We start from the raw sequence: 15,508 nt of genomic DNA on the forward strand, positions 1-15,508 counted from the left end.
CTTTTCAGCGGCGGTAGTAGTCTTCGACATTGAGGAAGGCCCGCTGGCCCTCCGGCGTCGCGTTGCGGATGGGGTCGCTTTGGGTTGTCACAGGTCCGCGCCATGCGGTGAGGCGCAGCGGAGTGACACTGTATTCCGGCCTTGGATCAAGGACATGCGGGCAGTTCGTGACAACAACGATGATGTCCATCTCTGCGCGTAAAACCACGCTGCGTCCGGGCGCATAGGGGCCAACCTGCGGCGTGATCGTGCCGTCATCCTCAATGCGGGTGCCCTTGAACAGGGTGACGCAGGGGTGAACATCACGGCGACCGAGGCCGTGCTTGGCAGCGCCCAGCAGGAAACGGTCGCGCCCGTTGGGATAGCTGCCGCTATTGCAGCCTTCGCCGTATTTGGCGGCATTGGTGGCGGCATTCGAGGTGCCGCAGAAGCAATCGTGCGTGCCGGCATCATCCGCCTCGATGCTCATCAGCACGCGGCCCATATCCGACAGGAGAAGCTTGCCGGTGCCAAGGTAGGCATTCCATTGGACCTTGACCGTATCGGCGAAGTTCAGCCGCTCCGTCGGCATTTCGGCGTTGAAGATGTTGAGCGAGGCGCAGGCATCACCCTTTACGTCGATCAGCCGCAGACGGGTGCCGCGAGCGATGCGGCGCGTGGCGTACCCGCCGGGGGCAACGGTTTCTTCCCAGAGCAGGTCGTCAGCGCTGACGCCATCGGGAAGGTCTGCCGCGATTGGGGGAAGGATCGGCATGGCTTCCACGACCGTTCCCGCCATCGAGCGGGCGTGATCGCGGGCGGCGTTGGGGTTTGCCAGTGTGCTGGTTGGGGCGTCGGTCATGCGGCCGCTCCTTTCTTCGATCCGGGGCCAGCCTCGGACAGAGGCGGCAACAAGGCGGTGGTGGTGACAAGCTGGAGTTGCTGGACTCCGCGCACACGGCGCAGAGCGTCGGCAAGACCCTTGAGCCGGGCGGCGGGGCCTTGCACCAGCAGGACTTCCAGCGACTGGTCGTCCTTCAGAAAGACGTGCTGGGTGGAGATCACTTCGGTCTGAAAATCGGCCTGCGTGCTTGCGAGTTGATGGCGCACGCGGCCGCGGTCTCCACGGTAGACGAGGGTGATGGTGCCGGCGAGGATCTCGTCCGGGCGAGTCAGTGCCTCGTGCGCTGCAAGGGCGTGGCGGATCAGCTCCGCAATCAGCTGCGAGCGCGAGGGGAGCTGGCGTTCCTCGACCATCATGTCGAGCTTGCGGAACAGGTCTGCCGGCAGGCTCATGCTTAGGCGGGCGAGGCTGGCGGGTTCGTTGGACATCACGCCGCTTCCGGTTCTGGTTCAGGCGCAGGCTCGTCCTTGCGCAGTTCCAGATCGTAGACTGCCGTTGCGCCAAAGCGGTGCGGGGCGTGGGGATCGTGGCGGCGCTTGTCGAGCGCGAGAACGCGGGTGCCGAGCGAGAAGGCTTCCTTGATGTCGTGCGTGACCATGATGATGGTCAAGCCGAAGTCCTTCCAGAGCTGGCGGATCAGCACGTGCATGTCGGCACGGATGCCGGGATCGAGCGCGCCGAAGGGTTCATCGAGCAGGAGGATGCGCGGGCGCATGATCAGGGCCTGCGCGATGGCCAGGCGCTGCTGCATGCCGCCCGACATCTGGCTGGGGTAAAGGTTCAGGCTGTCGCCGAGGCCGACCGCCTGCAGCATCGCCGCGGCTTCCTCGGCGGCACGCTTCTTTGCATCGCCGAAGAGACGCGCGAGCAGCGGGGCCTTGGTGCATTCGAGGCCGAACATCACGTTCTGAAGGACGGTGAGGTGCGGGAAGACCGAGTAGCGCTGGAACACCACGCCGCGATCGGGGCCGCATTCGCGGGCGAGGGGCTGTCCATCTAGGGTGATCGTGCCGGAAGTGGGCACTTCCTGGCCGAGAACGACGCGCAGGAACGTGCTCTTGCCCGCGCCGGACGGACCGACGACCGAGACGAACGAGCCTTCTGCGACGTCGAGATCGACCTTTTCGAGGACGACCCGGTCGCCGTATTCGACCCAGACGTTGCGGAGAGAAAGGAGCGCGCTCAATGGCTTGCTCCGTGTGCCCAGGGGAACGCCCTCTGGCTCAGGGTCTTGAGGCCCCAGTCCATGGCGATGGCGAGCAGGGCAATCCACGCGACGTAGGGGATGATCACGTCCATCGCGAGGTAGCGGCGGACGAGGAAGATGCGGTAGCCAAGGCCGACATCGGACGCGATGGCCTCGGCCGAGATCAGGAATACCCAAGCCGGGCCGAGCGCAAGGCGCAGCGCAAGGATTAGGCGCGGCATCGCCTGAGGCAGAGCGACGCGGATGAGGATTTGCCATGAGCCTGCGCCCAACGTCTGTGCCTTGGCCAGCATTTCGCGCGGGAGGGTGCCGACATGGCCGGCGACGTCGCGGATCATCACCGGCGCAATGCCGATGACGATCAGGGCGACCTTGGCTGTTTCACCGAGGCCAAGCGCGACGAACAGGATGGGCAGGAGCGCGATCGGCGGGATCACCGCAATACCTGTTACGAGTGGTCCGAAGGTGGCGCGCACCGGGGGCAGCCCGCCCAGCACAAGGCCGACCAGCAGGGCCATGAGCGTGGCGATGGCAAGGCCAAGGCCAAGACGCTGGAGGCTGGCGAGGGTATCGGCCCAGAACACCACGCTGCCCGTTAGCACGTCGACCTTGGTCATCTGCGCCCAGAGCGCCGTCGCCATACCCGAAGGCAGCGGCAGGATCTTGTCTGCCGGGTTCCCCGCATGCCGGCTATAGGCAGCGAAGAGGTAGACGATGACCAGCAGCAGGATCGGCACGGCGCCGAGCGCGAGGCGCTGTCTGCGGTCCGGTTCGCGGTTTACCCAGCGCATGAGGAGTTTTCCCGAAGTATCTAGGAGATCAGAGCTTTCCGTCGGCGGCAAGCTTCATGAAGCTGTCGTCGAAGCGCAGGGCGACGCGAGCCGGATCGCCCAGTGTCTTGCCGCCGGGGAAGGCCATGCCCACTGCATCGGCGGAGGATGCGCCGGGGAACAGGCCCTTGGAGAAGCTGAAGTCGCGCACGCGGGTCATGGTCTCGATGAGCTTTGCGTCCTGCGTGGCGGCTACCGCGTCCTTGGGCTGGGCGTAGAGGTAGGTGGTCTTGAGCTGGGCTTCGAAGACGTCCGGTGTCGTCCCGGCGAGCTTTGCCATCGCGGCGCGGGCCTGCCTGCCCTGCTCGTCCTGCGCAGTCATCACCTTCATCGTATCGTACCAGATGCCGGCGAGGGCCTTGCCGAGATCGGGGTTGGCCTTGAGCGTTGCGGTATCCACGACGAGGAGGTCGAGGATCTCACCCGGGATGTCCGCCGAGGTGAAGACCTTCGACACGCCGGGCTGCGCGGTCATGACCGAGAGCTGCGGGTTCCAGGCGACAGCGGCCGTTGCATCGGGCGAAGCGAAGGCGGCAACGATGTCCGCATCGGACGTGTTGATTGTCTTGACGTCGGTCAGCGCCATGCCGTTTTTGCCGAGCGCGCGGGCGAGCAGGTAATGCGAGACCGAGAGTTCGGCGAGGTAGACCTGGCGGCCCTTGATCGCGGCCAGAGCGTTTGCGCCCTTGAGCAGAATGCCGTCATTGCCGTTGGAGTAATCGCCGACGATGATCGCGCTGGTGTCCTTGCCGCCGGCGGCGGGGATGGTGAGCGCATCCATGTTGGCAACCGTCACGCCGTCGAACTTGCCGGCCGTGTACTGGTTCACAGACTCGACGTAGTCGTTCACCTGCACCACGTTGATCTTGATGTGGTACTTGTCGGCCCACTTCTTCACGATGCCGGCCTGCTGGGCATAGGGCCATGGCATCCAGCCCGCATAGATCGACCAACCGATGCTGAATTCGGTACGCTTTTCGGCGGCCTTCTCACCGCCCGAGCACGAGGCGAGGGCGAGTGCCGCACCGATCAGCGCGGTCTTGCCGACTTTTCCGATATGAGTCCGCAAGCGCGTCGCGAAGGCATGTAGCACCAGCCATTCCCCTTGATGGAGTGAAGCATTGTCGCAGCCCCGGACCGGCTGGTCCCTGGTATTACGATCAGCTGCTTTGGTAATACCCGCCCGGCCGAAAGTGCGGATACGTCGATTGACGTAGCGTCCGGTTTGGCGGGTTGGGCCTAAGTGCGTTATATCTGCTTCGTTCAGGGGTTTTCCGGGCAAGCGACATGAACATAAGGAAATTTGCAGTCGATATGCTGCCGCCGGTGACGCTGGCGATTGTCGTTTCCTTCTGGGGACTTGCTCCGAAAGCCTGGGTGGAAAACACCTGGACCGCAATCATCATGACCGCGCTTGTGACGACATGGGTGCTGGGACTCGAGATGGTGTTCGAGCGTCATGCCGGGTGGCGGATGAATCGCCAGGAGTTCTTCACCGACCTGTTCTACATGGTGTTGAACGCGACGCTGATCTCGAACGTTTCGCAGCTTGTTGGGGAAGCCCCGCTGATGACTTTTAAGAAGGCAGCGGGCATCGAGACGCCTTGGGCGGCAGAGATGCCGTTTCTGGCGCAAGTGGCGCTGATCTTGTTCGTCTATGAGTTTGGCCAGTACTGGATGCATCGCCTAATGCACAATTCGACGCCGTTCTGGCTGACCCATGCGCCGCATCACCACATCACGCAACTCAACGCGATGAAAGGCGCGGTGGGCAACCCGATCGAACTGGTGCTGATCAGCCTGAGCATCGTTGTGCTGTTTGACGTATCGCAGGCAGCAGTGCTGGGCGCATTCGGCGCAACCAACGTGATCTCGACCTTTGCGCACGCCAATGTCCGGTCGGACCCGCCGAAGTTCTATTCTTTCTTCTTCACCACGATCCGCCACCACAGCTTGCACCACTCGGTGCCCTACGAGGATACGCGCTGCAACTATGGCAATTCGCTGATCCTGTGCGACCGGATCTTCGGCACCTACAAGGAGGGCGAGGCCAGTGTGGTCGGGCAGGACGATCGCAGGCGGCTGTCTATCCGCGAGCAGTGGGTCTTCCCCTTCGTGCCGCTGTTCAAGGCGTGGCAGTCACGGCGCGCCAATGCGCAAACGGGCAGCAATGGAGTGGTTTAGCGACGTCGGCGCCGGTCGGAGGAGCGCAGCCACAAGGGCCGTAAAAAATCCTGCTTACCCGGTTGACCGGACAGGCAGCCACAGCTAGAGGCCCGACCTGCCCAGCGGACTTCAGTTTCGCGCACCGGGGCGGAGTAGCTCAGCAGGTTAGAGCAGCGGAATCATAATCCGCGTGTCGGGGGTTCGAGTCCCTCCTCCGCTACCAGTTTTCAATGACTTACGGGTCATTCTGGTTTCTCCTGAAACATCTTTTACACAGGCCTGTTAAATATCAGGCTGTCTTGCGGCGAAATGCTCTGGCGCGGAGTCGTGAAAACACCCGCTTCCGAAGCGCCCTGCCTTCCTCGACCAGTTCGGCGGCTTTCTGAAGGTCCGCGCGATCCTGATCGGTCAAATGCTCAATGTGCTTCATAACGCTTACCATAGGCCGCGTTACGTCGCGCTGTCAAGATGCGTTACGCGTCAACCGTTCCGCAAGGTCGATAACGACTCTTTCGGCGCTCACATACCTGGCGCGGATCGCGGCGATGCGCTTGGCGGTCCAGCCCATGACCATCGCCGCTTGTTCATCGGTCAGCCCTGCCATGATAAGGCGGGTGGCAAACGTGCCGCGCAAATCGTGGATTGTCCGCTCAAAGTCTTTCGGCTTGGCTTTCTGAAATACGCTGCCAAGGCCGCTTTCCGTCCAAGGTTGGCCGCGACTGTTGCGCAGGACAGTGCCCGTATTGCCGTCGATGCGTTCAAGAACCTTGCGCGTCTCAGGCAGGAGTGGAATGACAGCTCGACCGCCGCGCTTGCGGGTCTTTTCGATGATGATGGCATTGGGGCCAATGTTCGCCCAATCCAGCCTTACCAGATCGCCCAAACGCAGGCCGGTCAAGCCAGCGAGGATCAAGGCGTTGCGCAGGTGCTTTGGCGCTCTGGCGAACGCGCGCATGTGACGGCGCTCCCAAATCTCGTCTGACTTGTCCACGCTGTGTAGATGCTTGATGCCTGCTGCGATGTTTACCGATAGCAGACCGTTCTCGATGCCATGGTTCAAGAGCGTGCCAAGCATAACGACCGCCTTGTCAGCGGTTCGGGGTTTAGCTGCCCATTGGTTGCGCCAATCGATCACGTCCTTGCGCATCCGGCGATCCTCGAACACGTCAAGCGGTGCCTGCCCGAACTTTTCGCTTATCCGGTCCAGCCATAGGCGATAGTCGCGCTTGGTGCTGTCGCGCAGCTTGGTGAACTCTGGTGCGGCACGGTAACTGGTGATAATCTCTTCCAGCGTGTCGAAGTGCTTGACGGTCGTGGCTTCCATGCGGGCTGCATTGGCTTTCGCAATGAGCGCTATATCGATCACAGGGCGTTCGTGCATGGCCTTGCCGATCAGTGGGCCACCGCGCCAAGCGTAGATGTAGAAGGTCTTTCCCGCCTTAGTTTTGGAGGGAACAACGTGGATGCCTGTCACGACCCGGTTCCTTCTTCCACGCGTCATAAGCATTCCCCGGCGCTGCATTGGCGGGGAAGAACGTCACCCCATCAGCGCGAATGTCAACGCCAGCGAAGTCGATCTGTTCTTTTCGCAGGAAGTCGAGCATTTCCTTGACCTCGGATACCGGGACAAGGCGACGTTTGGCAGTCATACCACCTCCAGGTATTCAGCAACGGTCTTGTGTAGGAGTAGGGCGGGCCATCTCATGCGGCTTGCCTCCGTTCCTCGAAGCCAGCCATGATCGCATGGCCGACTTGCTCAAACAGCGGGACGACTACGGCGTTTCGGATGGTGTCAACGCGGTCCACCCTATAGGCAGTCCCATCATCCATTCCTCGAAGCTCGCGCAGCGCACTTTGCCAATCTCGGTCCCACGGAACGGATTGCTGCTTCCGCCCCATTCGTCCAAGCGCCCTACGGTATGGTTCTTGCCGCCATTCACTCCCGATGGGGTAGGCAACAATGACTGTCCGGTCCCGGTCATGGGGCGCGCCAACGTAGGAAGCCGGTATGCAATCCGCGATTGCATCATAACTGACCTCGGCCAAGGCTCCGAATACAGTGCCCAGCCCTCGATTATGCAGCGCTGCCACGTTCTCCAAGATGACGATACGGGGTCGAACCACGCGAACGGCTCGTATGACCTGCCAGAACAGTCCTGAACGTTCCCCGGCCAATCCGGCGCGCTTACCTGCATTGCTCAAGTCCTGACACGGAAAACCGGCTACAATCGCGTCGGCTTGCACGGCGGCAAAATCAGCCTGCGTTACATCACCAAGGTTAGGCACGTTCGGCCAATGCTTGGCGAGTAGCTTGCAAGCGTAGGGGTTTACCTCGCAGAACGCTGCCGATGTAAAGCCAGCGCGTTCAAGGGCCAGGTCCAAAGCGCCACAGCCTGAAAACATGGATAGCAGCCTCATACCGTCACCATCTTCACGGCAGTCTCAAGAACATCTGCCAGTGTGTCCCATGCTTCGTAGGTTTCGTCTGGAACCTCGATGCCTGCTTCGTCTCCGATGATCAGGGCAAGCTCTATCCTGTCCAGTGGATCTAGCTGTAGATCGTGGAAGGTGGCGTAGAGGTCGTCGATGGGGATGCCTTGGTCTTTGAGGTAGGTGAGGATGTCAGGCATGGCGAAGGTAATCCAACTTGCCTTCGAGTTCGAAGGCATCATCAACGGCATCCCAGTCGCCAGCCTCGATTGCGACTTGTGCATGTGCTTGCCGGTTACGGAATGACGTTACTGCGAGCCACTCTTTAAACCGCTCGTCCTCTCCGTGGTTACGGATGGTGGTGTGCCATTGGTCGTAGGTCATGCTGCCAGCCTTTCAGCTTCAGTGCGCAGGGCAGTGACATCAACGCCGGTCCAAGTGGACCAAAGCCCTAGCGCGCGGGTGGTGAAGTCTGCCCGTTCGGCCTCGTTCATCGCGCGGTTCGATGTCGAACGCAGCTTGCGGAACGTGTCACCGCTGGGCAGTCCAATCTCGTCATACATCCGCAGTTTCGTGCGGGTCAGGTCGTGCAAGTCCTGCTCATCCAAGGTCATGCCGTGTGCCTGGTTCAAAAGTTCAACGACAATGCCAGCGCAGACCCAATACAGACCGCGACGGCGCTGGTTCGCTACACCGCCCTTGATCTCGACGCGAACCCGGCCCTTGATGTCGCGCAACGCTTCCTCGGCTGCACGATTGGCGGGCTTGAGCATCCCAAGGCGGGCTTCAAAGTAGAGGGGGGCTTTGTCGCTCATGCTGCCCTGCGCTCCTGCCTGACGCGCCTGATCTCCGCAGCCTTCGGGCTTGCCTCGGCAAACTCCGCTGCCAGCGCGTGAAGGTTGATCTTGTGCTTCTTGGCAAAGCTGTCCTCGCCAATGCGGTGTTGTTCGGCATGGTGTCCGTCCAAGCCACCGCAAAGGCTGATGGTGTAGAAGTCGCTTGGCTTGCGGCCCATCCCGGCGTCAGACCCGTTGCGAACGTGAGCAACCTCAATCGGGCGGTTGGTGCATCCCGGCACGCAGCATTCGTGCTGACGCACAAAGTTGCAGTGCGCAGGCGAGCGCCACCGTTCCGAACGGTTCTTCTCTTTGGAAATCCTACGCGGCAACATGCTTCCACCTTTGCCCTGTCTGAATTCTAGAGACCTGCGCCCCACCGATATTGAACATGGCTGCGACTTTGCTCTGTGGGATTTTCCCAGCCATCGATCGTATCGTTCTCACGTCATCTTCGGAGAGTTTGGCTTGGCCATTGCTGGCACCTTTTGGCGCTGGTCCAGTCGGCATTTTCCCGCGGTTCTTCGCGCGCATATCCCGCAGATTATCTTGCTGGGTGCCGCCAGTTAAATGGCTGGGATTTACACAGCCCGGGTTGTCGCACTTATGCATGATGCATTGCCCGGCTTGGGCAGGACCATTTTCCGCTTCATAAGCAAAGCGGTGAGCAAAGATTACCTTCCCGCCAAGCCCGAACTTGCCGTAGCCATTCCTGTCTTTTGCTGCGGTCCATACCCAGCACTGTTCTTGGTTAAGCCTCTGGACCTTACTCCAAAAGCGTTGTTCTGGCGTTTTTGCCATCACCACACCGTATCGTTGCGTGCGAAGGGGATTTCATCTGAGAAGTCGTCGCCCCCACCGAACCCGCCTGCGTGGCCCTGCGAACCGTCTGGCTCCCGGCGTTCGCCACCCTGCGGCGTTCCCTGCACGGTCACATGATCGGCGCGGCACTGGATATAGGTCTTGCCGTTGTGCTCGCGCGTGGACATTTCGCCCGACACGGCGACCTTGCTGCCCTTGCGGAGAATGCGGGCCAGCCCTTCCGAACCCTTGCCCCACTTGGTCACGTCAACCCATGTGGTGGCCTTGTTTTCGCCGTAGCCAGTGCTGACACCGACGCTGAAGGTGCAAAGCTCGGTCCCGTTCTGCGTGGTCTTGTGTTCGGCATCGCGGCCAAGGTTCCCGGCCAGTGTGAGAATGAGCATGTCTTAAGCTGCCTTCTTTTCGGCATTGGCCTGCATGGTGGCCTTCAGCCGGTTGATGATCTTGGGGAACGCCTCGGCAGGAATAGCTTTGAGATTATCCACGCCTGCCGCAGCGCAAATCTTATCGAGGCCGACGCCTGCGCCCTGCGCCATGACTGCAATCTCATCGCGCTGTTCATCGGTGATCGTCGGAACGGGCGCGGCCTGCACATTGGCCTGCGTCTTGTCGTAAAGTGCCAGGCCAAACGGATTGCCGAACGTCATAAGGGCGCGCTTCATCGCGTCCGTCTCGGCTTCTTTCAGGGCGCTTTCGTGAGCCTGCCCAACGTCCTTGTCGATGCCCTGCCCAAAGCCGCAACCTTCGCGGACAATGTCGCCCACGGTGATGCGGACGCGGGCCATGTATTCGACGCGGGCCTTGCCATCGACCGAGCGCGGTTCGCCAAGCAGTCGCAGGTCAACCGTCTCGCGGTTCCATGCGTCAAATCCGAAGATCCGATTGGCCTCGGCAATGGCGTGCCAGCCTTCGATATAGGACAGGGACCGGCCTGCCTGCGAACGGGATGCAACGTGCTTGGGGTCAAGCGGTGCGGAGAGGGCGGCTTTCTGCTCTGCGGAAAACATCACGCGGCCTTTCGTTCAATGCGGATGGTGACGCCGGGAAGCTGTGCGGGCAGTGCCTTGCGGGCGTAGTCTGCCAGCCAGTTTGCCAGCGCCTCGGGATCGGTGCGCATCACATGCTCAAGCAAGGCGCGGCGGTCGGTTACGTCTGCCACCTGATAACTGCGCAGGCCGGTTGCCTGACGCTCGATCTTGTTGGCCGTGGTCGCCAGTTTGGACGCTGCCTTAATCTCTATCTCGCCCTGATAGCGGGCTTCCAGATCGTCGCTCTTGATGGCTTCCTGCGCTGCCTTCAGTTTGGCTTCCGCTTCCTCGCGGGCCTTCTGTGCGGCTGCGTTCTTGGCTTCCAGCTTGGCCGTGCGGTAGGGCGTCAGGCGGGCCTTGATTTCCGCCGTGGCAAGGTCGCAGCGGTCGAGCAAAGGCTTCCACTTGGTCTGCACTGCCTTAGCGGCATCATCGTGCGGCTTCTTCTCAGCGGCGCGTTCCCCATCGGCTTCCTTGCGGGCCTTGCGGAACTCGTCCAGCAGCTCGTCAAGCGCGGCTTCCTGTTCGTCGTTCGTTACATCGGTAATTCCGTTCGCAACTTCGAACAGGCTTTCGATGTGCATTGACCATACCTCGAACGGCGGAGGGTTGTTGTGGCCCTTCATGCCGCCAGCCTCGGAGTGTTGCGGGCCTTCGCGTCAGCCAGTGCCGCGCCAACGGTATCGCCGTATCCGGGGAATACCTGGCTGCACAGATTGACCTCGAAGAACCAGCCATCGGCGGGCAAGGCGCGCTTGCGATGAATGCTCGCAATGCCTTCGCGCTCCATGATGGCGGTCAGGTTGATGCCGGTGTCAGACATCGCTGTATCCTTTCCCCCGGCCAGCCTCTGCCGGGGTTGATTGCGCGTTAGGTGAGGCTGCGCGGTGGTTCCGTTCCTTGCGAAGCTGCCAGAAAAGGGCGTCGTCCTTGGTCATGGGGAGCAAGGGCATTGTGCTGCGCATAGGGTGCGGGTTGCGGTGGATTGCGTGGGCGGTCACTTGGAGCGCTCCGCAAGCATGGCGTCGGCGATCTGCCCGCAAATGCTGGCAATGGTCGCAGCGTCTAGGGATTGTTCCCCGTATCCGTTTCCAGAGTAGGCCATGACGCCCGCCAAAGCCTGACCAGCGAACCAGTCACGAAGGGTCATGCCGGGATAAGTCCAAAGCGCCGCCCCGGACTGAAAGCCGTTGGCATTGCCATTGGTTTCGCAAGGAAATGCTGGCGGGTTCTCAACCATTCCCCTTCTCCTGCTTGTATTGAGAGACGGCGCGGGCGAGCATTTCCGGGGGGAGATATGTGCCATGATTTGGACCGTCGCCGTAATACGCCGCGAATATCCGCTTCACCGCTTCCTCGTCAGGATCGACGGGCTTGGTTTCGTGCTTGGCGATGATGGAGGCACCATGCCGAACGGTCACACGAAGCGTGACAGCATGTTCACCGCCTGCGCTCATTACTTGGTTGTAGTTTAGGCCCGCGCCTTCGCAGAAGCGTCGGATTGCCCAATCGGGTATGTCGTTCATGGCGTCTCAATCCATATTCCGGTGAAAACGAGGGCTAGGCCAACCAGAGCCGCAACAAGGCGAGGCTCGTGGGCAAAGGCGAGGGCGATCAGCTTAGGCATCGCCAACGACCTTGATGTCGACATCATCAACCTCAAAGTCTTCAGGACAAGACTGCTCTAAAAGTTCTGTTGCCAGATCTTCGGCTTCGTCTTCGGAGAACGCTTCAACCTCGAAGACTTCAGTTTCGTTGACGTGGTAACTGTAATGCAGTTTCACCTTGTAGGTGCGCTTCTCGGCGTCATCTTCGATTGCCTTGCCCCAATGCGGGTTGTAGTGCTTGCGCATCTCATACATTGAGCGTGGGAACGGCATTGCTGCGATTTCGTGCAGCGTGGGCTTTTGTGGATCAGCCATCACAGCCACTCCGCATTCAAAGCGGCCCACCGCGCTTCACCCATTTCAGCACGAGCCTGCGCAATGTGGCGCTCAAGCGTAAATGCGGGGACTTGCTCCGAAAGCTCGTCCAGATCGCGCCCGAACACCGTCTCGCCATTGTCCAGATTGCTTGCCACCCATGGGTCAGACACGGCTGCGGGATCGTAATGAACCTGCCAGCCTGTTGCGCGGTGGAACGTCTCGACAGGACGGATGCTGCGGACGTTGGAGATGGGGGCGCTCATGCCGCCCTCCGATCCGAAAGGCTCAGGAGGCGCGCCCCCATGGCCGACTTGATAGCCGTGGCCAGCGCTTCACCATCGGCAAGCGCGTGGCGGGGCAGTTCGTCAACCATCTGGCAGACGATGCAGTCGTAACCCGGCACATGAAGTTCAGACCCGCAGACCTCGCAAGGCTCTACGCCTTCACGACCGCCGCAATCGTCGCAGGTGGTTTCGGGATACGGGTTCCACGTCGAAGGACGGGCCTGCGATGCCACGCGACCAAGGCCGTCGCAGGTGGTGCAGTGGTGGACGCCGGAATGGAAGTTCCATGGGCGGGGGATGGGCTGGTGGCGCATTATGCCGCCCCCACTTCCGGCTTTTCAGCCTTGGCAAAGGGCCTGCCAGTCGCGGCGCAAAGAGCCTGCAACGTCGCCTTGTGTTCCTTCCAGAACTCAAGCGCTCCGCTGTCCATGCGATCAATCAGGCGGTCGTCGAAACCCCACCAGCGTTCGATTGCGTGTTCCTGACAGCCAATCTGCATGTCCTGATCGGCAATGGTGATGGACCAACGTAGCCCGATGATGTGAATGGGAGTTTTCGACGCATTGCCGGAGACCCGCGCATTGCCGTAGACCCACGCATCGTCGAATACCCGCGCATTGCCGTAGACCCACGCATTGCCGGAGACCCGCGCATTGCCGGAGACCCGCGCATTGCCGTAGACCCACGCATCGTCGAATACCCACGCATTGCCGGAGACCCGCGCATTGCCGGAGACCCGCGCATTGCCGTAGACCCACGCATCGTCGAATACCCGCGCATTGCCGTAGACCCGCGCATTGCCGTAGACCCGCGCATTGCCGGAGACCCGCGCATTGCCGTAGACCCGCGCATTGCCGTAGACCCACGCATTGCCGTAGACCGACAGGCACTTCTCGCTTTCGACCCAACCGCCGAGCGTCCCGGCAGTGATGCCGAGCGCGGCAATGTCAGCCACGGCGCGGATGCGGTGGAGCGTTACGCCGAGCCAATCCTTGGTCTCGCCGGTTGCTTCATACTTTGCGTTGCGGAATGCGGGTTGCATCGTTCGGTCTCCAGTGCAGCGCTCTTGCTGCGTCTGGAGACTTGTTACGATAACCGTAACATCACGTCAATACGAAAATCGTAATTATTTTGATGCGGACTGGTTTGCCTTCCGCTATACTGCCCTCACGGGGCACGAAAAAGGCCCCGCCAAACGACGGAGCCTCATATGGATGCGAGTAAGTTGGATGCGCTGGTTAGGCAGTGTCAGGCGGTGATGGTGGAATACCTGGTGCCGGGTGGGATCGATGCGGAACAGGCGATGGCGCGCATGATCGAGCTACTGGACGGGCCGGAGCAGAGGGATGCGCAGGGTTAGTCAGCAGTCATACTTATCGCGGATGAACGCGTGGTAATATCGCCCCTTGGACGATGCGTGGCAAAGCCCATCAAAGATGCTTTGAGGGACGCGACAAAAGTCATACTCCCCACCATCCGCGAACCATAGCTTCATGCGTCTGGTCTCGGGATTGTATTCAGCCCTGCGGATGGCGGTAGAGTTGAATATCGGCATAGCTTCCTCACATCACAGATAGGGCGGTCAACCGGGAGCGCGTCCTCGCCAAACCCATTTCACAGTTTGCACAATGGCCGCGAGCATCGCGTAAATTACAGCGAAGGATAAAGCTGCGGCGGGGATCGCCTCAAACCACTCCCGCCACCCTATAAATCTTGACGAACCGGCGGTAAATTCATCCCAACACTTCTCGTTGGCCTTGTTGTCCAGTTTGCTGGCGGCAACCGCCGTGCAGGTATCAAGCCTAGCTTGCTGCAAATCTGCCAGTTCGGAGTTTACAGAAAACACATACCATGTTGGACCAGCAATGACGGTCAAGGTAAAAGCGACAATCGCCAGCCTATTCCAGAAGCCAAGCCTCACAGACCAGCGTCACTCGTGAAAGACACCACGCGCCCAATAACGATGATGTCCTGATCACCGATCTGAATGACGTTGTGGGCCGGATTGTCTGACACAGGCTCGAAGCGTGCAGGCTCATTGCAGAAACGCTTGATTGTGGTTTCCCCACTGCCATTCTGGATCAAATAGACACGGTTGTGTCGCAAGTCGCGTTGGTCAGGATCGATCACCGCATAAGATCGCTCGGGCAGGATCTGGTTCATGCTGTCGCCATCCACCTGGACGGCAAAAGCCTTGTTGCAGTTCGGGGTTCTGATTTGAGGGACGAGGAACGCTGGCACCTCTATAGCTTCGCGCCAACTGCCCGCCGCTGCAATACCTATTACGGGCACCCAAACCAGATTGGATGTATCTGACGGTTCGACACTGCCCATCCCGAAGAACTCGGCAAGAATGGGCATCTCATGCTGCTGAATGCGCCGCTTGCCATTCTTTATCTCGGCAATGCGTGGCGGGGTGGTGTTGAGCAGGCGCGCAAGGGCCGCAGCGGCACCACGCTTTTCCAAGCGCTTCCGCAGTTCTGCCAGAATTTCGTCATGCGTGACCATGGGCACACCATGCGAAAATCGTAACGCTCCGTATATAACGGACATCGTAATTATCCGCTTGCAACCAAGTTACGATTATCGTAACAATAGGCCATGCAGAACGCAGCCGACATCATCAAAGCGCTTGGCGGCACGGTTGCTGTCGCCCGCGCACTAAAGCTCACCCCATCAACGGTGTCCAGTTGGAAGGGATCAAAAATCCCGAATTGGCGCGTCGATGCGATCACGAAGCTGGCGAAGAAGCAGGGCGTCGATCTGTCGACCATACCATCGAAAGCCGCCTGACCCATGGAAGCCACAACCATAATCCTGATCTGGACCGTAACGGCGCTGGCTCTTGGCTCCTGCATCGGTCGCTGGATGCGCCACTGTGCGGAGACGAGGCGGTGATGCGCGTCGAAACCATAGGACGCGCCACGCTGTATCTCGGCGATTGCCGGGATGTGCTTGAAGGCGTTGAGTTCGACTCCGTTGTCAGCGACCCGCCATACGGGATGTCCTTCCAGTCGAACCATCGGATTGAACAGCACGAACGCATTGCCAACGACGACAATGAAGATTTGCTGTTTTGGGCTTGCGGATTGAAGCC

At 60.4% G+C, this 15,508-nt stretch carries 29 protein-coding genes and 1 tRNA gene; 4 read left to right on the forward strand and 26 right to left on the reverse strand.

The window, feature by feature from the left end:
• Positions 1–4: 4 nt before the first annotated feature.
• The 5 genes from AC3WLM_RS14595 to AC3WLM_RS14615 are packed head-to-tail and all read right to left on the reverse strand — an operon-like array spanning position 5 to position 3,989.
• The gene (locus AC3WLM_RS14595) at positions 5–841 is read right to left on the reverse strand and encodes an urea amidolyase associated protein UAAP1 (protein ID WP_193826827.1); all 837 of its coding nucleotides are present in this window, start codon (positions 839–841) and stop codon (positions 5–7) included.
• Positions 838–1,311 carry a CopG family ribbon-helix-helix protein gene (locus tag AC3WLM_RS14600; protein WP_492477755.1) on the reverse strand — a complete coding sequence of 158 codons (474 nt, stop codon included), beginning with the start codon at positions 1,309–1,311 and terminating at the stop codon, positions 838–840. Before AC3WLM_RS14600 ends, AC3WLM_RS14595 begins: the two co-directional genes overlap by 4 nt.
• Positions 1,311–2,069 (reverse strand): ABC transporter ATP-binding protein, encoded by a 759-nt coding sequence (locus tag AC3WLM_RS14605; RefSeq protein WP_492477756.1) that lies wholly within the window; start codon positions 2,067–2,069, stop codon positions 1,311–1,313. The genes AC3WLM_RS14600 and AC3WLM_RS14605 overlap by 1 nt, the downstream gene beginning before the upstream one ends.
• Positions 2,066–2,881, reverse strand: a complete 816-nt coding sequence (locus tag AC3WLM_RS14610; RefSeq protein ID WP_492477757.1) for an ABC transporter permease — start codon at positions 2,879–2,881, stop codon at positions 2,066–2,068. Before AC3WLM_RS14610 ends, AC3WLM_RS14605 begins: the two co-directional genes overlap by 4 nt.
• A gap of 28 nt (positions 2,882–2,909) precedes the next feature.
• Complete coding sequence (locus AC3WLM_RS14615; protein ID WP_492478136.1) at positions 2,910–3,989, reverse strand: putative urea ABC transporter substrate-binding protein; 1,080 nt, start codon at positions 3,987–3,989, stop codon at positions 2,910–2,912.
• Positions 3,990–4,207: 218 nt separating this feature from the next.
• Here AC3WLM_RS14615 and AC3WLM_RS14620 point away from each other — a divergent pair, with 218 nt between their 5' ends.
• Together AC3WLM_RS14620 and AC3WLM_RS14625 are read left to right on the forward strand one after the other, a co-directional pair.
• Positions 4,208–5,104 (forward strand): sterol desaturase family protein, encoded by an 897-nt coding sequence (locus AC3WLM_RS14620; RefSeq protein ID WP_492477758.1) that lies wholly within the window; start codon positions 4,208–4,210, stop codon positions 5,102–5,104.
• A gap of 128 nt (positions 5,105–5,232) precedes the next feature.
• Positions 5,233–5,309: transfer RNA gene (locus tag AC3WLM_RS14625), tRNA-Met, on the forward strand.
• Positions 5,310–5,549: 240 nt separating this feature from the next.
• Here AC3WLM_RS14625 and AC3WLM_RS14630 read toward each other — a convergent pair.
• From AC3WLM_RS14630 to AC3WLM_RS14715, 18 genes are all read right to left on the reverse strand, one after another.
• Positions 5,550–6,560 carry a tyrosine-type recombinase/integrase gene (locus AC3WLM_RS14630; protein ID WP_492477759.1) on the reverse strand — a complete coding sequence of 337 codons (1,011 nt, stop codon included), beginning with the start codon at positions 6,558–6,560 and terminating at the stop codon, positions 5,550–5,552.
• Positions 6,526–6,735, reverse strand: coding sequence for a hypothetical protein (locus AC3WLM_RS14635; protein ID WP_492477760.1), 210 nt, complete (start codon positions 6,733–6,735; stop codon positions 6,526–6,528). Before AC3WLM_RS14635 ends, AC3WLM_RS14630 begins: the two co-directional genes overlap by 35 nt.
• A gap of 52 nt (positions 6,736–6,787) precedes the next feature.
• Positions 6,788–7,504: a DNA cytosine methyltransferase gene (locus AC3WLM_RS14640; RefSeq protein WP_492477761.1), complete on the reverse strand. Its 717-nt coding sequence runs from the start codon at positions 7,502–7,504 to the stop codon at positions 6,788–6,790.
• Positions 7,501–7,716, reverse strand: coding sequence for a phosphopantetheine-binding protein (locus AC3WLM_RS14645; RefSeq protein WP_492477762.1), 216 nt, complete (start codon positions 7,714–7,716; stop codon positions 7,501–7,503). The genes AC3WLM_RS14640 and AC3WLM_RS14645 overlap by 4 nt, the downstream gene beginning before the upstream one ends.
• Complete coding sequence (locus tag AC3WLM_RS14650; protein ID WP_492477763.1) at positions 7,709–7,900, reverse strand: hypothetical protein; 192 nt, start codon at positions 7,898–7,900, stop codon at positions 7,709–7,711. Before AC3WLM_RS14650 ends, AC3WLM_RS14645 begins: the two co-directional genes overlap by 8 nt.
• A complete protein-coding gene (locus tag AC3WLM_RS14655; RefSeq protein WP_492477764.1) occupies positions 7,897–8,331 on the reverse strand; it encodes a hypothetical protein in 435 nt (144 codons plus the stop codon). Before AC3WLM_RS14655 ends, AC3WLM_RS14650 begins: the two co-directional genes overlap by 4 nt.
• Entirely contained in the window at positions 8,328–8,687 is a 360-nt protein-coding gene (locus tag AC3WLM_RS14660; RefSeq protein WP_492477765.1) for a putative HNHc nuclease, read from the reverse strand. The genes AC3WLM_RS14655 and AC3WLM_RS14660 overlap by 4 nt, the downstream gene beginning before the upstream one ends.
• Positions 8,674–9,153: an HNH endonuclease signature motif containing protein gene (locus tag AC3WLM_RS14665; protein ID WP_492477766.1), complete on the reverse strand. Its 480-nt coding sequence runs from the start codon at positions 9,151–9,153 to the stop codon at positions 8,674–8,676. The genes AC3WLM_RS14660 and AC3WLM_RS14665 overlap by 14 nt, the downstream gene beginning before the upstream one ends.
• Complete coding sequence (locus AC3WLM_RS14670; protein ID WP_492477767.1) at positions 9,153–9,557, reverse strand: single-stranded DNA-binding protein; 405 nt, start codon at positions 9,555–9,557, stop codon at positions 9,153–9,155. Before AC3WLM_RS14670 ends, AC3WLM_RS14665 begins: the two co-directional genes overlap by 1 nt.
• A 3-nt stretch (positions 9,558–9,560) precedes the next feature.
• The gene (locus AC3WLM_RS14675; RefSeq protein WP_492478137.1) at positions 9,561–10,181 is read right to left on the reverse strand and encodes an RAD52 family DNA repair protein; all 621 of its coding nucleotides are present in this window, start codon (positions 10,179–10,181) and stop codon (positions 9,561–9,563) included.
• Complete coding sequence (locus AC3WLM_RS14680; protein ID WP_492477768.1) at positions 10,181–10,828, reverse strand: hypothetical protein; 648 nt, start codon at positions 10,826–10,828, stop codon at positions 10,181–10,183. Before AC3WLM_RS14680 ends, AC3WLM_RS14675 begins: the two co-directional genes overlap by 1 nt.
• Positions 10,825–11,025 carry a hypothetical protein gene (locus AC3WLM_RS14685; RefSeq protein ID WP_492477769.1) on the reverse strand — a complete coding sequence of 67 codons (201 nt, stop codon included), beginning with the start codon at positions 11,023–11,025 and terminating at the stop codon, positions 10,825–10,827. The genes AC3WLM_RS14680 and AC3WLM_RS14685 overlap by 4 nt, the downstream gene beginning before the upstream one ends.
• Before the next feature lie 174 nt (positions 11,026–11,199).
• Positions 11,200–11,442: a hypothetical protein gene (locus AC3WLM_RS14690; protein WP_492477770.1), complete on the reverse strand. Its 243-nt coding sequence runs from the start codon at positions 11,440–11,442 to the stop codon at positions 11,200–11,202.
• Positions 11,435–11,728, reverse strand: a complete 294-nt coding sequence (locus AC3WLM_RS14695) for a hypothetical protein (protein WP_492477771.1) — start codon at positions 11,726–11,728, stop codon at positions 11,435–11,437. The genes AC3WLM_RS14690 and AC3WLM_RS14695 overlap by 8 nt, the downstream gene beginning before the upstream one ends.
• A gap of 93 nt (positions 11,729–11,821) precedes the next feature.
• Positions 11,822–12,124, reverse strand: coding sequence for a hypothetical protein (locus AC3WLM_RS14700; RefSeq protein WP_492477772.1), 303 nt, complete (start codon positions 12,122–12,124; stop codon positions 11,822–11,824).
• Complete coding sequence (locus AC3WLM_RS14705) at positions 12,124–12,390, reverse strand: hypothetical protein (protein WP_492477773.1); 267 nt, start codon at positions 12,388–12,390, stop codon at positions 12,124–12,126. The genes AC3WLM_RS14700 and AC3WLM_RS14705 overlap by 1 nt, the downstream gene beginning before the upstream one ends.
• The gene (locus AC3WLM_RS14710; RefSeq protein WP_492477774.1) at positions 12,387–12,725 is read right to left on the reverse strand and encodes a hypothetical protein; all 339 of its coding nucleotides are present in this window, start codon (positions 12,723–12,725) and stop codon (positions 12,387–12,389) included. Before AC3WLM_RS14710 ends, AC3WLM_RS14705 begins: the two co-directional genes overlap by 4 nt.
• On the reverse strand, positions 12,725–13,453 hold the full coding sequence (locus tag AC3WLM_RS14715) for a hypothetical protein (RefSeq protein ID WP_492477775.1): 729 nt from the start codon (positions 13,451–13,453) through the stop codon (positions 12,725–12,727). Before AC3WLM_RS14715 ends, AC3WLM_RS14710 begins: the two co-directional genes overlap by 1 nt.
• 168 nt (positions 13,454–13,621) lie before the next feature.
• On the opposite strand from AC3WLM_RS14715, the gene AC3WLM_RS14720 reads away from it, so the two are divergent.
• On the forward strand, positions 13,622–13,771 hold the full coding sequence (locus tag AC3WLM_RS14720) for a hypothetical protein (RefSeq protein WP_492477776.1): 150 nt from the start codon (positions 13,622–13,624) through the stop codon (positions 13,769–13,771).
• Here AC3WLM_RS14720 and AC3WLM_RS14725 read toward each other — a convergent pair whose 3' ends face one another.
• From AC3WLM_RS14725 to AC3WLM_RS14735, 3 genes are read right to left on the reverse strand one after another with little or no spacing between them, the layout of a single operon-like run.
• Positions 13,772–13,966, reverse strand: coding sequence for a KTSC domain-containing protein (locus AC3WLM_RS14725; protein WP_492477777.1), 195 nt, complete (start codon positions 13,964–13,966; stop codon positions 13,772–13,774). It lies immediately after the preceding gene.
• Between the two features lie 27 nt (positions 13,967–13,993).
• Positions 13,994–14,287, reverse strand: a complete 294-nt coding sequence (locus AC3WLM_RS14730) for a hypothetical protein (RefSeq protein ID WP_492477778.1) — start codon at positions 14,285–14,287, stop codon at positions 13,994–13,996.
• 41 nt (positions 14,288–14,328) lie between these two features.
• Positions 14,329–14,919 (reverse strand): S24 family peptidase, encoded by a 591-nt coding sequence (locus tag AC3WLM_RS14735; RefSeq protein WP_492477779.1) that lies wholly within the window; start codon positions 14,917–14,919, stop codon positions 14,329–14,331.
• A 93-nt stretch (positions 14,920–15,012) separates the two neighbouring features.
• On the opposite strand from AC3WLM_RS14735, the gene AC3WLM_RS14740 reads away from it, so the two are divergent.
• Positions 15,013–15,204, forward strand: coding sequence for a Cro/CI family transcriptional regulator (locus AC3WLM_RS14740; RefSeq protein ID WP_492477780.1), 192 nt, complete (start codon positions 15,013–15,015; stop codon positions 15,202–15,204).
• The last annotated feature ends 304 nt before the right edge of the window (positions 15,205–15,508 follow it).

It is taken from the genome of Novosphingobium sp. FW305-C-30-35 (assembly GCF_058783135.1).

What these genes read in the sequence shown, in the direction of transcription:
- AC3WLM_RS14690 (WP_492477770.1), bottom strand. Translation starts at nt 11,442, where the DNA reads ATGGTTGAGAACCCGCCAGCATTTCCTTGCGAAACCAATGGCAATGCC.
- AC3WLM_RS14700 (WP_492477772.1), bottom strand. Translation starts at nt 12,124, where the DNA reads ATGGCTGATCCACAAAAGCCCACGCTGCACGAAATCGCAGCAATGCCG.
- AC3WLM_RS14685 (WP_492477769.1), bottom strand. Translation starts at nt 11,025, where the DNA reads ATGTCTGACACCGGCATCAACCTGACCGCCATCATGGAGCGCGAAGGC.
- AC3WLM_RS14735 (WP_492477779.1), bottom strand. Translation starts at nt 14,919, where the DNA reads ATGGTCACGCATGACGAAATTCTGGCAGAACTGCGGAAGCGCTTGGAA.
- AC3WLM_RS14695 (WP_492477771.1), bottom strand. Translation starts at nt 11,728, where the DNA reads ATGAACGACATACCCGATTGGGCAATCCGACGCTTCTGCGAAGGCGCG.
- AC3WLM_RS14600 (WP_492477755.1), bottom strand. Translation starts at nt 1,311, where the DNA reads ATGTCCAACGAACCCGCCAGCCTCGCCCGCCTAAGCATGAGCCTGCCG.
- AC3WLM_RS14655 (WP_492477764.1), bottom strand. Translation starts at nt 8,331, where the DNA reads ATGAGCGACAAAGCCCCCCTCTACTTTGAAGCCCGCCTTGGGATGCTC.
- AC3WLM_RS14715 (WP_492477775.1), bottom strand. Translation starts at nt 13,453, where the DNA reads ATGCAACCCGCATTCCGCAACGCAAAGTATGAAGCAACCGGCGAGACC.
- AC3WLM_RS14665 (WP_492477766.1), bottom strand. Translation starts at nt 9,153, where the DNA reads ATGGCAAAAACGCCAGAACAACGCTTTTGGAGTAAGGTCCAGAGGCTT.
- AC3WLM_RS14720 (WP_492477776.1), top strand. Translation starts at nt 13,622, where the DNA reads ATGGATGCGAGTAAGTTGGATGCGCTGGTTAGGCAGTGTCAGGCGGTG.
- AC3WLM_RS14640 (WP_492477761.1), bottom strand. Translation starts at nt 7,504, where the DNA reads ATGAGGCTGCTATCCATGTTTTCAGGCTGTGGCGCTTTGGACCTGGCC.
- AC3WLM_RS14635 (WP_492477760.1), bottom strand. Translation starts at nt 6,735, where the DNA reads ATGACTGCCAAACGTCGCCTTGTCCCGGTATCCGAGGTCAAGGAAATG.
- AC3WLM_RS14645 (WP_492477762.1), bottom strand. Translation starts at nt 7,716, where the DNA reads ATGCCTGACATCCTCACCTACCTCAAAGACCAAGGCATCCCCATCGAC.
- AC3WLM_RS14650 (WP_492477763.1), bottom strand. Translation starts at nt 7,900, where the DNA reads ATGACCTACGACCAATGGCACACCACCATCCGTAACCACGGAGAGGAC.
- AC3WLM_RS14675 (WP_492478137.1), bottom strand. Translation starts at nt 10,181, where the DNA reads ATGTTTTCCGCAGAGCAGAAAGCCGCCCTCTCCGCACCGCTTGACCCC.
- AC3WLM_RS14660 (WP_492477765.1), bottom strand. Translation starts at nt 8,687, where the DNA reads ATGTTGCCGCGTAGGATTTCCAAAGAGAAGAACCGTTCGGAACGGTGG.
- AC3WLM_RS14670 (WP_492477767.1), bottom strand. Translation starts at nt 9,557, where the DNA reads ATGCTCATTCTCACACTGGCCGGGAACCTTGGCCGCGATGCCGAACAC.
- AC3WLM_RS14710 (WP_492477774.1), bottom strand. Translation starts at nt 12,725, where the DNA reads ATGCGCCACCAGCCCATCCCCCGCCCATGGAACTTCCATTCCGGCGTC.
- AC3WLM_RS14725 (WP_492477777.1), bottom strand. Translation starts at nt 13,966, where the DNA reads ATGCCGATATTCAACTCTACCGCCATCCGCAGGGCTGAATACAATCCC.
- AC3WLM_RS14705 (WP_492477773.1), bottom strand. Translation starts at nt 12,390, where the DNA reads ATGAGCGCCCCCATCTCCAACGTCCGCAGCATCCGTCCTGTCGAGACG.
- AC3WLM_RS14740 (WP_492477780.1), top strand. Translation starts at nt 15,013, where the DNA reads ATGCAGAACGCAGCCGACATCATCAAAGCGCTTGGCGGCACGGTTGCT.
- AC3WLM_RS14595 (WP_193826827.1), bottom strand. Translation starts at nt 841, where the DNA reads ATGACCGACGCCCCAACCAGCACACTGGCAAACCCCAACGCCGCCCGC.
- AC3WLM_RS14620 (WP_492477758.1), top strand. Translation starts at nt 4,208, where the DNA reads ATGAACATAAGGAAATTTGCAGTCGATATGCTGCCGCCGGTGACGCTG.
- AC3WLM_RS14610 (WP_492477757.1), bottom strand. Translation starts at nt 2,881, where the DNA reads ATGCGCTGGGTAAACCGCGAACCGGACCGCAGACAGCGCCTCGCGCTC.
- AC3WLM_RS14680 (WP_492477768.1), bottom strand. Translation starts at nt 10,828, where the DNA reads ATGAAGGGCCACAACAACCCTCCGCCGTTCGAGGTATGGTCAATGCAC.